General features: G+C 45.2%; 10 protein-coding genes, 4 tRNA genes and 2 other annotated features. All 14 genes read right to left on the bottom strand.

Annotated features, from left to right (window positions below):
• Positions 1 to 376 precede the first annotated feature (376 nt).
• Positions 377 to 1,438, bottom strand: coding sequence for an NADPH dehydrogenase NamA (gene namA / locus BQ9856_RS21650; protein ID WP_200801337.1), 1,062 nt, complete (start codon positions 1,436 to 1,438; stop codon positions 377 to 379).
• Positions 1,439 to 2,169: 731 nt separating this feature from the next.
• Positions 2,170 to 2,240 (bottom strand) — tRNA-Cys (locus BQ9856_RS21645).
• A gap of 33 nt (positions 2,241 to 2,273) precedes the next feature.
• Positions 2,274 to 2,345: transfer RNA gene (locus tag BQ9856_RS21640), tRNA-Glu, on the bottom strand.
• A gap of 47 nt (positions 2,346 to 2,392) precedes the next feature.
• Positions 2,393 to 2,465: transfer RNA gene (locus BQ9856_RS21635), tRNA-Asn, on the bottom strand.
• A 75-nt stretch (positions 2,466 to 2,540) separates the two neighbouring features.
• Positions 2,541 to 4,229, bottom strand: a sequence feature (mutual gap in cmsearch alignment for this rRNA model is longer than 100).
• Positions 3,658 to 4,495: a sequence feature (16S ribosomal RNA rRNA prediction is too short), on the bottom strand. It overlaps the preceding feature by 572 nt.
• 375 nt (positions 4,496 to 4,870) lie before the next feature.
• Positions 4,871 to 4,958, bottom strand: a tRNA-Ser gene (locus tag BQ9856_RS21625).
• An 86-nt stretch (positions 4,959 to 5,044) separates the two neighbouring features.
• On the bottom strand, positions 5,045 to 5,758 hold the full coding sequence (locus BQ9856_RS21620; RefSeq protein ID WP_077612859.1) for a lysophospholipid acyltransferase family protein: 714 nt from the start codon (positions 5,756 to 5,758) through the stop codon (positions 5,045 to 5,047).
• 2 nt (positions 5,759 to 5,760) lie between these two features.
• Positions 5,761 to 6,318: a Fe-S-containing hydro-lyase gene (locus BQ9856_RS21615; RefSeq protein ID WP_077612858.1), complete on the bottom strand. Its 558-nt coding sequence runs from the start codon at positions 6,316 to 6,318 to the stop codon at positions 5,761 to 5,763.
• A 27-nt stretch (positions 6,319 to 6,345) separates the two neighbouring features.
• On the bottom strand, positions 6,346 to 7,188 hold the full coding sequence (locus BQ9856_RS21610) for a fumarate hydratase (RefSeq protein ID WP_077612857.1): 843 nt from the start codon (positions 7,186 to 7,188) through the stop codon (positions 6,346 to 6,348).
• A 125-nt stretch (positions 7,189 to 7,313) separates the two neighbouring features.
• Entirely contained in the window at positions 7,314 to 7,739 is a 426-nt protein-coding gene (locus BQ9856_RS21605; protein ID WP_077612856.1) for an RrF2 family transcriptional regulator, read from the bottom strand.
• A gap of 171 nt (positions 7,740 to 7,910) precedes the next feature.
• Positions 7,911 to 9,233, bottom strand: a complete 1,323-nt coding sequence (locus tag BQ9856_RS21600) for a hemolysin family protein (protein WP_077612855.1) — start codon at positions 9,231 to 9,233, stop codon at positions 7,911 to 7,913.
• 188 nt (positions 9,234 to 9,421) lie between these two features.
• Positions 9,422 to 11,986, bottom strand: a complete 2,565-nt coding sequence (gene gyrA / locus BQ9856_RS21595; RefSeq protein ID WP_077612854.1) for a DNA gyrase subunit A — start codon at positions 11,984 to 11,986, stop codon at positions 9,422 to 9,424.
• A gap of 14 nt (positions 11,987 to 12,000) precedes the next feature.
• Complete coding sequence (gene gyrB, locus BQ9856_RS21590; RefSeq protein ID WP_077612853.1) at positions 12,001 to 13,914, bottom strand: DNA topoisomerase (ATP-hydrolyzing) subunit B; 1,914 nt, start codon at positions 13,912 to 13,914, stop codon at positions 12,001 to 12,003.
• A gap of 24 nt (positions 13,915 to 13,938) precedes the next feature.
• Positions 13,939 to 15,024 (bottom strand): DNA replication/repair protein RecF, encoded by a 1,086-nt coding sequence (gene recF, locus BQ9856_RS21585; RefSeq protein WP_077612852.1) that lies wholly within the window; start codon positions 15,022 to 15,024, stop codon positions 13,939 to 13,941.
• Between the two features lie 81 nt (positions 15,025 to 15,105).
• On the bottom strand, positions 15,106 to 15,345 hold the full coding sequence (locus BQ9856_RS21580; protein WP_077612851.1) for an RNA-binding S4 domain-containing protein: 240 nt from the start codon (positions 15,343 to 15,345) through the stop codon (positions 15,106 to 15,108).
• Between the last annotated feature and the right edge of the window lie 70 nt (positions 15,346 to 15,415).

The following is a 15,415-nucleotide window of genomic DNA, read 5'->3' as shown; positions in this document are numbered from 1 at the left end:
GCTAACCCCTCCTCGTAACCTTCCAGCACCGGGCAGGCGTCAGCCCATATACCTCACCTTTCGGTTTTGCATAGACCTGTGTTTTTGCTAAACAGTTGCTTGAGCCTATTCTCTGCGGCCTGGTTTCCCAGGCACCCTTTATCCCGAAGTTACAGGGTCATTTTGCCGAGTTCCTTAACAATGCTTCTCCCGCCGGCCTTAGGATTCTCTCCTCATCCACCTGTGTCGGTTTACGGTACGGGCACATATCACACAATAGCGGCTTTTCTTGACAGCCCCTACAGAGACTTCCCTACTTTTGTTCGGTACGCATCACACCTTCCTGTTGCTAAGCGGATTTGCCAGCTTAACCAGTCCAATGCTTGCCCCGGTCTTTTCATTCCCGGGTTCTCCCTCGGTTCTGTGTCCCCACAGTTCTGATGATACNACCACGCAGATACTGCTCCGGCCACGGATATTCGACTTCCAGAACCCGAGCTGTATGCAGTACCCAGTAAGGATCACGCAAAAGTTCCCGGCCTAAAGCAACCATATCCGCCCGTTCTCCACCCAGTATTTCCTCCACCTGATGCGGGTCCGTAATCAGACCAACGGTAACCACAGGCAGGCCGGATTTCTGTTTCAGCCACTCGGCAATTTTCACCTGATAGCCTGGATAAATCGCTGGCGGCGGCGTCGGTACAACTCCGCCTGTACTCACATCCAGCACGTCAATATAGGGTTTTACCAGCTCAATAATTCTGGACATTTCTTCCATATGCATGCCATCCGGTTCATAATCTTCAGCAGATACACGCAATAAAACCGGTTTTTCATCTGGCCAGACCTCATGTACCGCCTTCAGTATTTCAATTAGTATACGGCATCGGTTTTCCGTTGATCCACCATAACCACCTGTACGATGGTTGGTCAACGGCGACAGGAATTCGCTTATCAGATAACCATGGGCACCATGAATTTCAATCGCATCAAAACCGATTTCAGCCGCCCGGGCAGCAGAGCTGCGGAATGCATTAACCGCATCGTGAATATCCGCTTCCGTCATCTCATGCGGCATGGGAGAATCCTGACTAAATGGAATGGCGCTGGGGGCGTAAATTGCCTTTTCCTGGGCTCCACATTTGCGACCCGCATGATTGAGCTGAATCGCGATTTTTGCTCCCTGTTTCTGGCAGGCGGTAACAATTGGCGTAAGTGCCTTTGCCTGATCATCATTCCAAAGTCCCAGACAATGGTCAGAAATACGGCCCCACGGTAAGACACCGGTGGCTTCCATAATAATCAGCCCCGCTCCGCCGACCGCACGGGAAGTATAATGCGTAAAATGAAATTCATTTGGCATACCATCGGTTCCGGCACTGTACATACACATCGGAGGCATAACGATACGGTTGCACAAAGTCATGCTTTTTACTGTAAATGATTTCAATAAATACATAAGACATTCTCCCTTCTACTATAAATGTACAATTTAGTAAGATAACTTGCTTTAATTAGTCGTTAATCAAAATTACTATAGCGATGGCTGATCAACATTTCTTTTATCTCTGTCCACCACATAAAATAAATATAGCAGATCACGAGAAAACCCCACCTATGCTGATTCTATCATTTATTCTGGAAACTCACAATCTCCTATTTTACTTTTTTACCACAAGCCCCCCTCCTCTTAAGATACTTTTATCCCATTACTTCTTTTACTTTTTTAGAAAGTTTCTTATGCAGCATTATATTGATTCTTTTAAACTACTGGTAATTAGAACTATTCAATAGTTCATAATTTAAATGATATAGGTATCACCGTCATTGAAAAATTTGAGACAACTTATTAATAGCTTATTTTCTGTTTATTAAGCAATAAAAATATATTATTTCACTTTTTTCTTGACATAAAAATATCAAATTGTAATCTGTTCTCACTGAGTAATGTATGTTATACGCACAAAAATTGAAGAAAAACTCCTTTTCTATTTGACCTCTCAATTTCAATGCCTTAATATGACCCATCACTACCTCGGGAAGAAACAGTATCAAAAATGAGAGCTATCCTGGACTAACAGCCTTCAAAAACATGAAAAATGCCCACGCAAACAAGCGCAAACACCAGATACACAAAATAAAAACCCCAGAAACCCTTATTCTATCAGGTTTCTGAGGCTTTCATAAGAGAGGCGACAACCAGATTTGAACTGGTGATCAGGGTGTTGCAGACCCACGCCTTACCACTTGGCTATGTCGCCATAAATTATAAAGCTAAAACTTCTTAAATTCAGTGACCCCAACGAGATTCGAACTCGTGTTACCGCCGTGAAAGGGCGATGTCTTAACCGCTTGACCATGGGGCCGTACTAACATTTCGTTTTCCTCACAGTCTTTGCTTGAGTATCACGAACTCCCCGAGTAGGACTTGAACCTACGACCCAACGGTTAACAGCCGTTTGCTCTACCGACTGAGCTATCGAGGATTATTGAGGCATATACCCTCAAAACCACACATTGTTACATATCTTTCATCCGTTCTTTCCTCTTACCTAAACCAACCTGGTTAAGCCCTCGACCTATTAGTGACAGTCAGCTACACATGTTGCCATGCTTCCACCTCTGCCCTATCTACCTCGTCGTCTTCAAGGGGTCTTACTCTTGCGATGGGATATCTCATCTTGAGGGGGGCTTCACGCTTAGATGCCTTCAGCGTTTATCCCTTCCCGACTTGGCTACTCTGCCATGGCTTTGATCGCCAACAGATACACCAGAGGTCAGTCCATCCCGGTCCTCTCGTACTAAGGACAGCTCCTCTCAAATATCCTACGCCCACGCCGGATAGGGACCGAACTGTCTCACGACGTTCTGAACCCAGCTCGCGTACCGCTTTAATGGGCGAACAGCCCAACCCTTGGGACCTACTACAGCCCCAGGATGCGATGAGCCGACATCGAGGTGCCAAACCACTCCGTCGATGTGAACTCTTGGGAGTGATAAGCCTGTTATCCCCAGGGTAGCTTTTATCCGTTGAGCGATGGCAATCCCACTTTATACCACCGGATCACTAAGTCCTAGTTTCCTACCTGCTCCACCCGTCGGTGTCGCAGTCAAGCTCCCTTATGCCTTTGCACTCTTCGAATGGTTTCCGTCCATTCTGAGGGAACCTTTGAGCGCCTCCGATACCCTTTCGGAGGCGACCGCCCCAGTCAAACTCCCCGCCTGACATTGTCCCCCAGCCAGGTCATGGCTGCAGGTTAGAAATCCAATACCGCAAGGGTGGTATCCCAACATCGGCTCCACAAAGACTGGCGTCCTTGCTTCATAGCCTCCCACCTATCCTGTACATGCAGTACCGAATCCCAGTATCAAGCTGGAGTAAAGCTCCATGGGGTCTTTCCGTCCTGGCGCAGGTAACCAGCATCTTCACTGGTATTTCAATTTCACCGGGTGCATTGTCGAGACAGCGCTCAAATCATTACGCCTTTCGTGCGGGTCGGAACTTACCCGACAAGGAATTTCGCTACCTTAGGACCGTTATAGTTACGGCCGCCGTTTACTGGGGCTTAAATTCAGAGCTTCGCATTTCTGCTAACCCCTCCTCGTAACCTTCCAGCACCGGGCAGGCGTCAGCCCATATACCTCACCTTTCGGTTTTGCATAGACCTGTGTTTTTGCTAAACAGTTGCTTGAGCCTATTCTCTGCGGCCTGGTTTCCCAGGCACCCTTTATCCCGAAGTTACAGGGTCATTTTGCCGAGTTCCTTAACAATGCTTCTCCCGCCGGCCTTAGGATTCTCTCCTCATCCACCTGTGTCGGTTTACGGTACGGGCNCACCGCTACACTAGGAATTCCACTTACCTCTCCTGCACTCCAGCTCCACAGTTTCCAAAGCAGTCCCGGGGTTGAGCCCCGGGCTTTCACTCCAGACTTGCAGCGCCGTCTACGCTCCCTTTACACCCAGTAAATCCGGATAACGCTTGCCCCCTACGTATTACCGCGGCTGCTGGCACGTAGTTAGCCGGGGCTTCTTAGTCAGGTACCGTCATTTTCTTCCCTGCTGATAGACCTTTACATACCGAAATACTTCTTCAGTCACGCGGCGTCGCTGGATCAGGGTTTCCCCCATTGTCCAATATTCCCCACTGCTGCCTCCCGTAGGAGTTTGGGCCGTGTCTCAGTCCCAATGTGGCCGGTCACCCTCTCAGGTCGGCTACTGATCGTCGGCTTGGTGGGCCGTTACCTCACCAACTACCTAATCAGACGCGGGTCCATCTCATACCACCGGAGTTTTTCGCACCGTGCCATGCAGCACTGTGCGCTTATGCGGTATTAGCAGTCGTTTCCAACTGTTATCCCCCTGTATGAGGCAGGTTACCCACGCGTTACTCACCCGTCCGCCGCTCAGTCAATTTGGATTCCACCCGAAGGCTTCCTCCAAACTGCTTCGCTCGACTTGCATGTGTTAAGCACGCCGCCAGCGTTCATCCTGAGCCAGGATCGAACTCTCATATTATAATGTTGTTCAATCCGGGGTCAAAATCAACTAACTAGCTAATTTATTTCCCGTTTTACTTGTTGTTTGGTTCGTATACAATTGCTTGTATTCGTTCTGAATTTTCTCATTCAAAGCCATCAAACATGGCTTATTTTATTAGAATTTTCAGGGTTTTACATACTGTTCAATCTTCTGTTTTCAAAGTGCTTTGTGTTGTTTTCTTTCTTAACAGCAACTCGTTTATTCTATCACAGCGTTTCTGTCTTGTCAACACTTTTTTCATTTTCTTTTTTGCTGTTTTTTTGACAGCTGGTACATGATAACATATCTTTCTGACTATGTCAACCATTTTTTTCACTGCCAAAAGCAAAAAAATAATCATTTGGAAACGAGCGGAGAAAGAGGGATTTGAACCCTCGCGCCGGTTGCCCGACCTACACCCTTAGCAGGGGCGCCTCTTCGGCCTCTTGAGTATTTCTCCGTAGTTCATAATCTCCATATGATCCGCCTATCAAATAATATCTTCTCCAGACGCATTGACAATTATACAAGATAAGTTTCGACTTGTCAACCCATTTTTTGATTTATTTCCTCCTGTATTCTGTCATGAACCATTTCTGCTATTTGAATGGTTTTTAACTTCTCATAATCCCCGGCATAAAGCGGTTTTAAGAAACAAACCTGTACTTTCAGCTTTCGGGAAGAGTTCTCATCAAAGGGTTTGAAACAGTCAATCAGTGCTACCGGCACAATAGGACATTTTGCGTTTACCGCACTTTTAAACGTTCCTCCCTTAAATGCCAGCAGTTTATTGCCTTCCCGGCTACGGGTCCCCTCTGGGAAGATCACGTAGTTCTTTCCGTTCTTAACATTTTCCGTCATTTTGATGATGATATCCATTGAAGCTCTGATATCCTGCCGGTCTATGGAAAAACCATTCAGTGCTTTGATCACCTGTTTTACCAAGATGAGTTTGGAAGCTTCTTTTTTTACTACCACACCCAAAGGCTTCGGACAGACATCCATAAGCGCCAGTACGTCAAATAATCCCTGATGGTTCGGAAAAAGGATAAAGCCATTTTCAGACGGAAGATTCTCAATTCCATAAACTTCTACATCAACCCGTCCTGTTTTGTTTACTGATTTCACCACATGCCGGATGTAATCATAACGCTGCTCATATGTATGGGTATCTCCCGGAAGTCCCAGCTTCCAGATGCGGTATAGCCACACAGGAGCCCGAAAAAGATTCCTGACTACCATATATAGAATACGGTTCATGTTTACTTTTGGTCCTCTCTGTATTTTTCAATGGCTGTTTCATATAGATTGTTTCCCTCACTGTCTATGACAACAATAACAGGAAAGTCTTTTACTTCCAGACGCCTTATGGCCTCGGTTCCCAAATCGTCATAAGCAATTACTTCAGAACTGAGGATACACTTGGAAAGAAGCGCACCGGCCCCTCCTACCGCAGCAAAATAAACAGCTTTGTTTCTCACTATTGCTTCGATCACTTCCTTACTTCTTTTTCCCTTTCCGATCATTCCGGCCATTCCCATGTCCAGAAGCTGAGGCGTGTATTTATCCATGCGGCTTGCAGTGGTTGGTCCTGCAGAACCAATGGGGCGTCCTTCTCTTGCAGGAGATGGTCCCATATAATAAATCATATTTCCTTTTATGTTAAAAGGCAGGGATTCGTTCCGGTCCAAAGTTTCTTTCATCCGTTTATGTGCGGCATCCCGGGCTGTATAAATGATTCCCGTCAGATAAACAAAATCTCCTGCATTCAGACTTTTTGTATCTTCCTTACTGATTGGTGCTTTTATATGATGATCCATGATTTCCTCCATTTCTTACTGTAATGATTATATGATTCGATGAGCATGTCTGTTTACATGACAGCAGATGTTGACTGCTACAGGTAGTCCGGCTATATGGGTCGGATAGGTTTCAATGTTCACAGCGAGAGCGGTAACACTTCCTCCCAGGCCACCCGGCCCGATTCCAAGCTTGTTGATTTTTTCAAGCATCTCCGCTTCCAGTTCACGTACATACGGAATGGTGGGATATTCATTCATATCTCTGGTCAGGGCATATTTTGCCATCTGGGCACATTTTTCAAAGGTTCCGCCGATCCCTACCCCTACGACCATGGGCGGACATGCATTGGGGCCAGCATCTTTCACAGCAGTCAGGATGGCCTCTTTAATGCCTTCGATTCCGTCTGCAGGCTTTAACATGAATACGCGGCTCATATTTTCACTTCCAAATCCCTTCGGAGCAACGGTAATATCAACCTTATCTCCATCCACGATTTCATAATGGATCACGGCCGGAGTATTATCCTTTGTATTTACCCGCTCCACCGGCTCTACCACAGATTTTCTTAAATACCCTTCCACGTAACCTTCCTTAACACCCTGATTGACGGCATCTGTAAGATTGCCGCCTTCTATATGTACATCCTGCCCTATCTTGATAAAGATGACCGCCATTCCCGTATCCTGACAGATCGGTATCATATCCTCACCGGCAATCTCCAAATTTTCTTTTAACTGGCAGAGTATCTGTCTGCCTAAATCCGATCTTTCTTTCTCCACTGCTTCCAGAAACACCTTTTCCATATCCTTTGACAGTACATGGTTTGCTTCTATGCACATTTCTTTGATATTTTTTGTGATTTCTTCGCTTTTAACGGTTCTTATCATATTTCCCTCCAGGCAAGACAACTTAATCATATCTTTATCTAATCATAAATTATTCATTTGATGAAATCAAGTCCAAATACAGAATATGACAGGGAATGATGTGTAAGACCATCCCCTGTCATGCTTTATGAATTAAAACGATTCCGGATCAATTTTTCCTGAATATCTTTTATGGTTATTTCTTCCATCCTGTTTCTGCAAAGCTCATTCAGTTCCCCGTAGAGTTCATCCATCACCCCTGACATGCCGGATGCTATCATACAGGGCATGTTCTCATCCCCGGATTTCCAGGATGAAGATACAAAAGTGACTTCAAGAGCATCGCAAATCTGTTTCAAATTCACTTTGGCCGGATCTTTAACAAGATGGTAACCGCCTTCTAAGCCTTCTTTCGTTGCAATGATCCCGGCTTTTTTTAACTTTGCCATCACTTTTCTTACCCGGGCAGGATTCGTGCATACATTGGAAGCCAGCTCTTCACTGGAAGTCGTGGCTTTCTTTTGGTTTAAATAAACCAGTCCATGGACAGCCACTGCAAACTCACTTGTCATACTAATCCCCCATTCTTATCAATACCAAATGACTGCGTTTATCTGTAATCAATACGGTTTCAGTTTGTATCTTACCAATTTGTTCGTTCCTTGTCAAGAGCATAGGAGCCCAAAAGAAAGTCCAGCCCCCTTAAAAGGAGCCGGACTTCTTTTCCAAGAGCATATCTGGTTTTAGACTGTTTTATCTTTAATTCGTACAATTACATTTTTTATTACTTTATCTTCCATTTCTAAAATAGAATAATAATTTTTTTCATCTTCAAGTTCCAGAGGCATCTGGGAGTCCTTAGGGATGAAGCCCAGGATCTCTATTAAATAACCGGACAAGGTGTCACAGGAACTTTCTATCTCTTCATTAAGAACCTCATCCAGATCATACAGGGAGATACTTCCTGCGGCTTTGTACACGTAAGGCTCCATTTCTATCAGCTGAGGTTCCTCCTCATCGTATTCATCCTGAATGTCCCCAACGATTTCCTCTATTAAATCCTCCAGGGTAACAAGGCCGGAAACCCCTCCGTATTCATCCACCAGGATGGCCATCTTTTTCTTATGCTTCTGCATATCCAGGAATAAATCATCCGTCTTTTTGTTTTCCGGTATAAAATAAGGCTTCTGCATGATCGTACGGATGTCGACATACGCCTGATCATTCTTATTCATTTCTATTATAAAATCTTTCATGGACAAAATACCGATTATATTATCAATCTCTTCTTCATAGACCGGGATTCTGGAATGTCTGCTGTCCAGTATTTCATTAAGAACCAGCTCCATCGGGTTTTTGATATCCACAGCCACCATATCCTGTCTGGGGGTCATGATCTCTCTGGCTCTTTTATCATCAAATAGAAAAATAGAAGTGATCATATCCTCTTCAATTTTATTAAACACACCGCTCTCCCGCCCCGTCTGGAGCATGGAACGGATTTCTTCCTCAGAAACTTCTTCCTCCAGATTATCCGTCTTCATACCAAAAAGTTTCAGAACTCCATTGGTTGATATGGAAAGCAGCTTTATGAACGGTGCCATAATTTTTGAAATGACGGAAATCGGATGCACGGCAAATAAACTGAACCATTCCGCCTTTTGTAATGCAATCCGTTTGGGTACCAGTTCTCCAAAAACCAGGTTAAAATAAGACAAAATAATAGTTACTGCCACCATGGAAATGCTCTGGCTGTAAGGAACTCCCAGAGATTCCATTTTATCTCCCAGAATTTGTGAAATTCCTGTTGCCGCCGATGCACTGGAAAAGAAACCGGCAAAGGTTATGGCTACCTGGATGGTTGAGAGAAAACCTGTAGAATCCTCTGAAAGCCTTTGAATAAGAGCTGCCTTTTTATTTCCGCCATCGGCCAGCATTCGAATCCTGTTTTTGTTAACCGATACAACGGCCATTTCCGCTCCTGCGAAAAACGCATTCATTAAGGTCAAAAAAATTAATAATAAAATCTGTGCGGCTATCTGCGCCGCGCCTGGGTCACTGTCCAAGCTGGTATTCCTCCTTTTTTTAGGACGTGCTCGTCCATGCAGGACCTGCCTGCTAAATTTCAATAATGAAAAGACTTTGACTACAGTAAAATTAATATTGCTGCATTCAAAGTCTTTTACTGCAAATTATTGATGTTCAATATTATAATATAAAAGATAATTTATTTCTATATCTTTCGTGTTAAAATTTATTCTTCCTCTTCAGGGGCTTCTTCATTCTCACTTAACTCCCCGGTAATCTCCTCATCCTCAATATCCAGATCTTCAAGGCCTTCCCCTTCGGATTTGCTTCCGTCATCGCGGACCTTGGCAATGCTGGCAACACTGATATCAGAATCCTGTTCAATGTTCATGAGCTTCACACCGGAAGTATTTCTGCCGATGACGGAAATATCATTGACTGAAATGCGGATCACAATGCCTTCGGTTGTAATAAGAAGGAGGTCATGGTCATCCTGAACCAGCTTGGCTCCCACGATATCTCCTGTCTTTTCTGTGATCTTATAACACAGGACGCCCTTACCGCCTCTCTTTTGCGGTGAGAACTCTTCAATGGGGGTACGCTTGCCCATGCCGTTAGCGGATACGATCAGAAGTTTTGGTCCCTGGGTATCCATCTGCATTCCTACAACCTGGTCGTCTTCGTTTAGCTTCATACCGATTACACCTATGGATACACGGCCTGTCACACGGACATCCTTTTCATGGAACCGGATACACTGCCCCTTCCTTGTGATCAGGAAGATATCCTTTGTATCATCGGTTGCCTTTACCTCGATCAGTTCATCATTTTCCCGGAGAACAATGGCCTGAAGACCATTCTTACGGACATTGGCATATTCCATCATCGGTGTCTTCTTTACCATACCGTTTCTGGTTGCCATGAATAAGAACTTATCATCGTCGTATTCCTTCATCGGAATGATAGCCGTAATGCTCTCGCCGGGAAGCATCTGTAAAAGATTTACAATGGCGGTTCCTCTGGCGGTCCGGCTTCCTTCCGGGATCATATAGGTTTTTAAACGGTAAACACGGCCTGTATTGGTAAAGAACATCAGATAATGATGGGTAGTGGTCATCATCAGGTCTTCAATATAGTCCTGATCAATGGTCTGCATTCCCTTGATTCCTTTTCCGCCACGGTTCTGGTTCTTGAAATTATCAATGGACATTCTCTTAATATATCCCAGCTTTGTCATGGCCACGATGGTATCCTCATCCGGGATCAAGTCTTCCATGGACATATCAAATTCATCAAATCCAATGGAGGTTCTTCTGTCATCCCCGTATTTTGCGGCGATAATGGAGATTTCCTCCTTAATGACTCCCAAAAGCTTTTTCTCATCTGCAAGGATTGCTTTGAGTTCTGCGATTCTGGCTTCCAGTTCTTTGTATTCGTTTTCAAGCTTCTCCCGTTCCAGACCGGTAAGAGCTCTAAGACGCATATCCACGATGGCCTGGGACTGGGCATCGCTTAAACCGAAACGGCTCATGAGTTCTGCCTTGGCTGTCTGAACATTGTCGGAACCGCGGATGATCCGGATCACTTCGTCAATATTATCTAAGGCAATGAGCAGGCCTTCCAAGATGTGGGCTCTCTCTTCCGCCTTATTTAAATCGTAACGGGTCCTTCTGGTTACGACTTCCTTCTGGTGGTCCAGATAATAGTTTAACATCTGGAGAATGTTTAAGGTCTTCGGCTCCAGAATACCGAAATCATTCTTAACCAGAGCAATCATGATCACACCAAAGGTGTCCTGCAGCTGGGTATGTTTGATCAACTGATTTAATAGTACATTTGCATTGACATCCCGGCGGAGCTCAATGCAGATTCTCATACCGGAACGGTCGGATTCATCCCTTAGATCGGTGATGCCGTCCACCTTTTTATCTTTAACCAGCTCTGCAATCTTTTCAATCAGACGCGCCTTATTGACCATATACGGAAGCTCGGTTACAATGATCCGGCTCTTTCCGTTGGGCATGGTCTCAATATCGGTGACAGCTCTGACGCGGATCTTACCCCTTCCTGTACGGTATGCTTCTTCAATTCCCCGCTTTCCCAGGATGGTCGCTCCGGTTGGGAAGTCCGGTCCCTTGATGATATCCAGTACTTCTTCCATGGTGGTTTCCCGGTTTTCTTCCACCTGATTGTCAATGACCTTAACAACTGCACCTATGACCTCCCTTAAGTTGTGGGGAGGAATATTGGTAGCCATACCAACGGCAATGCCGGACGTACCGTTTACCAGAAGATTGGGATAACGGGATGGAAGAACGTCAGGTTCTTTTTCTGTCTCATCAAAGTTCGGGCTGAAATCAACGGTATCCTTATTGATATCGGCAAGCATTTCCATGGATATCCTGCTTAAGCGGGCTTCCGTATAACGCATGGCCGCCGCACCGTCTCCATCAACAGAACCGAAGTTTCCGTGGCCATCCACCAGCGGATACCTGGTAGACCACTCCTGTGCCATATTCACCAGGGCTCCATAGATGGAGCTGTCGCCATGAGGATGGTATTTACCCATGGTATCACCGACGATACGGGCACATTTACGGTGTGGCTTATCCGGACCGTTGTTGAGCTCGATCATGGAAAACAGAACTCTTCGCTGAACCGGCTTTAAACCGTCTCTTACATCAGGCAGGGCTCTGGAAGCAATGACGCTCATGGCATAATCGATATACGATTTCTCCATGGTCTTTTTTAAGTCCACATCATGAACTTTATCAAAGATATTTGGTTCCATTTTATTTCCTCCAATTAAATATCAAGATTCTTAACGTATTTGGCATTTGCTTCGATAAATTCACGTCTTGGCTCTACCTGGTCGCCCATCAGGGTGGTAAAGGTCAAGTCCATCTCGGATGTGGTATCTTCATCCATGCTGACGCGCAGCAGAACTCTTCTCTCCGGGTCCATGGTGGTTTCCCAAAGCTGCTCCGCATCCATCTCTCCCAAACCTTTGTAACGCTGGATCTTATTGTTGTTGTCACGGCCGACTTCTTTCAGGATGGAGTTTAATTCCTCATCGCTGTAAGCATACCATACTCTCTTATTCTTTTCGATCTTATATAACGGCGGCTGTGCCAGATATACATGGCCCTCTTTGATCAAGTCCGGCATAAATCGGTATAAAAAGGTGAGCAGCAAGGTACTGATATGGGCACCGTCCACATCGGCATCGGTCATGATAATGATTTTGTGATATCTTAATTTACTTAATTCAAAGTCTTCATGGATTCCGGTACCAAAAGCCGTAATCATAGCCTTGATCTCCGCATTGGCATATATCTTATCAAGCCTTGCCTTCTCTACGTTTAAAATCTTTCCGCGCAGAGGCAGGATGGCCTGGGTATTTCTGGACCGGGCGGTCTTTGCGGAGCCGCCGGCACTGTCTCCCTCTACGATGTATATCTCGCAGTTTTCCGGATTCTTATCAGAGCAGTCGGCAAGCTTGCCGGGAAGGGCCATCCCCTCCAGAGCTGTTTTTCTTCTGGTCAAATCCCTTGCTTTTCTGGCTGCGGCTCTCGCTCTCTGTGCCAGGATGGACTTGTCACAGATGGTTTTTGCAATACTTGGATTCTGCTCTAAGTAATAGGTGAACTGCTCCCGAAGCAGATTGTCCACCGCTCCTCTGGCCTCACTGTTTCCTAATTTCTGCTTTGTCTGGCCCTCAAACTGAGGTTCCTCTATTTTGACGCTGATGATGCCGGTCAAGCCTTCCCTGATGTCCTCACCGGATAAATTGGTTTCGCTTTCCTTTAACAGCTTGTTCTTTCTGGCATAATCATTTAATGTGGTAGTCAGTGCACTCTTGAAACCGGCCAGGTGGGTTCCGCCTTCCGGAGTATTGATATTATTAACAAAACTGTAGATATTCTCCGTATAGGAATCATTGTGCTGCATGGCAACCTCAACATAAACGCCATCCTTTGTTCCTTCGCAGTAAAATACCTGATCATATAAAGGAGTCTTACCTTTGTTTAAGTAGGTGACAAACTCCTTGATACCGCCTTCATAATGGAACACGTGCTCATGCTTGTCTTCTCTTTCATCCCGCAGGATGATTTTTAAGTTCTTGGTTAAAAATGCGGTTTCCCGAAGACGGATCTTTAAGGTATCATAATCAAAGATGGTCTCTTCGAAAATATCTTTATCGGGAAGGAAGGTGACCTTGGTTCCATGCTCTTCCGGACCGCACTCACCTATGACCTTTAACGGATACATGGTCTTTCCCTTTTCATAACGCTGTTTGTAAATCTTTCCCTCCTGGCAGATCTCCACCTCAAGCCACTGGGAAAGGGCATTAACGACGGAGGCGCCTACGCCATGAAGACCACCGGAAACCTTGTATCCCCCGCCGCCGAATTTACCGCCGGCATGCAGGATGGTAAAGGCAACCTCAACTGCCGGAATTCCGGCTTTTTTCTGGATGCCTACCGGGATTCCGCGTCCATCATCGATAACCATTATGGAGTTATCGGGATGGATGACCACCTCTATGCTGTCACAGTATCCTGCCAGAGCCTCATCTACCGCATTATCCACGATTTCATATACCAGATGATGAAGTCCCCTTATGGATGTACTGCCGATATACATACCAGGTCTTTTTCTTACTGCTTCAAGACCCTCTAATATCTGGATTTGATCTGCACCATATTCTTGACTCATATTCGCACGCTTCCTCCTGAATCGTTAATTTTCACTGTTTACGGTACCGCTTATTACCCGGAATATCTTATCAATATGAAACCGGTTGTTAACAAAATCCTCCAGTCCCGTACAGGTAATGACGGTTTGTATATGATTGATCCCTGCAAGCAATTGATTCTGTCTGCTGTTATCCAGTTCCGATAACACGTCATCCAGCAAAAGGATGGGATAATCATGTACGACTTTTTTTACCAGTTCTATTTCTGCAAGCTTAAGGGATAAAGCGGCTGTTCTCTGCTGTCCCTGGGAACCGAACCGCCGGATATCAATCTCATTGATCATGAAACTTAAATCATCCCGGTGCGGGCCGGTCAGCGTCATCTTTTGCTTTAAATCCTGCTGCCTGCTTCTTCTTAATGTATCTTCAAACGCATCCGCCGCCACATTGGGCTCATAAAAGATGCGCAGAGATTCTTTTTCTGCGGAAAGTCTGTGGTGAATGTTTCCAATGATTTCACCCAGCTGCTCTACAAATTCTTTCCGGTAATAAATAATTTCCTTTCCATACTGGACCAGCTGCATATCCCATATGTCCAGGGTCTCTTCATAATCCGGCCTAAATGCCATGTCCTTTAACAGTTTGTTGCGCTGCGTCACAATCCGGTTATACTGCACGAGGGAGTGGACATAAAGCTTATTTAGTTGACATAATTCCAAATCAACAAACCGGCGCCTCTCGGCCGGACCGTTTTTTATGAGATTTAAGTCTTCCGGAGAAAAAAACACAACGTTGACGATTCCAAACAACTCACTGGCCTTCTTTATGGGAACGCCGTTTACTGCCACGCCTTTGGCCTTATTCTTCTTCAAATGCATGTCAATCCGGTATGGAATATCTTTCTTTCTGACGTTTAGCTTGATATGCGACTCATCCCTGTCAAACTGTATAATTTCCTTATCCTTGCTCCCTCTGTGGGATTTCGTCGTAGCACAGACATAGATTGCTTCTAAGACATTTGTTTTCCCTTGGGCATTGTCCCCATAGAGTATATTGGTTCCCTGACTAAAATCCATATGTAATTCATCATAGTTGCGGTAATTCTTAAGCTCTATAGATTCAATCATCATGGATGGTGTATTTCCTCTCTATTGTCCATGCTTTTTGGACATAAAGGTATGCCCGCAGGGCGTTCCTTTTTCCCGCCCATGCTATTTGGGTATTACGGTATGCCCGGCAGGGGGGTCCTCGATTTTAACGGTATTGCCTTTAAATGTGACAACATCTCCGGCCCTTAATTTTTTACCTCTCTGGTATTCCACCTGGCCGTTTACTTTAACAAGACCATCCTCAATAGAATATTTGGCATCAACGCCGGATTCTACCAGGCCTGCGGCCTTTAATGCCTGCCCTAGCTTGATATATTCATCCCTTAATTCTATGGTTTCCATAATTTCCTCTCTATTGTCCACGCTTTTTGGACATAAAGGTATGCCCGCAGGGCGTTCCTCTCTATTGTCC

It is taken from the genome of Clostridium sp. Marseille-P2415 (assembly GCF_900155545.1).
Classification (GTDB): Bacteria; Bacillota; Clostridia; order Lachnospirales; family Lachnospiraceae; genus Lacrimispora.
Note: the sequence above shows the minus strand (reverse complement) of the source record. Positions and strands in the feature narration are given on the sequence as shown.

Bases quoted from the DNA above. Each gene is read 5' to 3' on its own strand.
- BQ9856_RS21620 (WP_077612859.1), bottom strand. From the start codon at position 5,758: ATGAACCGTATTCTATATATGGTAGTCAGGAATCTTTTTCGGGCTCCT.
- BQ9856_RS21615 (WP_077612858.1), bottom strand. From the start codon at position 6,318: ATGGATCATCATATAAAAGCACCAATCAGTAAGGAAGATACAAAAAGT.
- BQ9856_RS21610 (WP_077612857.1), bottom strand. From the start codon at position 7,188: ATGATAAGAACCGTTAAAAGCGAAGAAATCACAAAAAATATCAAAGAA.
- BQ9856_RS21605 (WP_077612856.1), bottom strand. From the start codon at position 7,739: ATGACAAGTGAGTTTGCAGTGGCTGTCCATGGACTGGTTTATTTAAAC.
- gyrA (WP_077612854.1), bottom strand. From the start codon at position 11,986: ATGGAACCAAATATCTTTGATAAAGTTCATGATGTGGACTTAAAAAAG.
- gyrB (WP_077612853.1), bottom strand. From the start codon at position 13,914: ATGAGTCAAGAATATGGTGCAGATCAAATCCAGATATTAGAGGGTCTT.
- recF (WP_077612852.1), bottom strand. From the start codon at position 15,024: ATGATGATTGAATCTATAGAGCTTAAGAATTACCGCAACTATGATGAA.
- BQ9856_RS21580 (WP_077612851.1), bottom strand. From the start codon at position 15,345: ATGGAAACCATAGAATTAAGGGATGAATATATCAAGCTAGGGCAGGCA.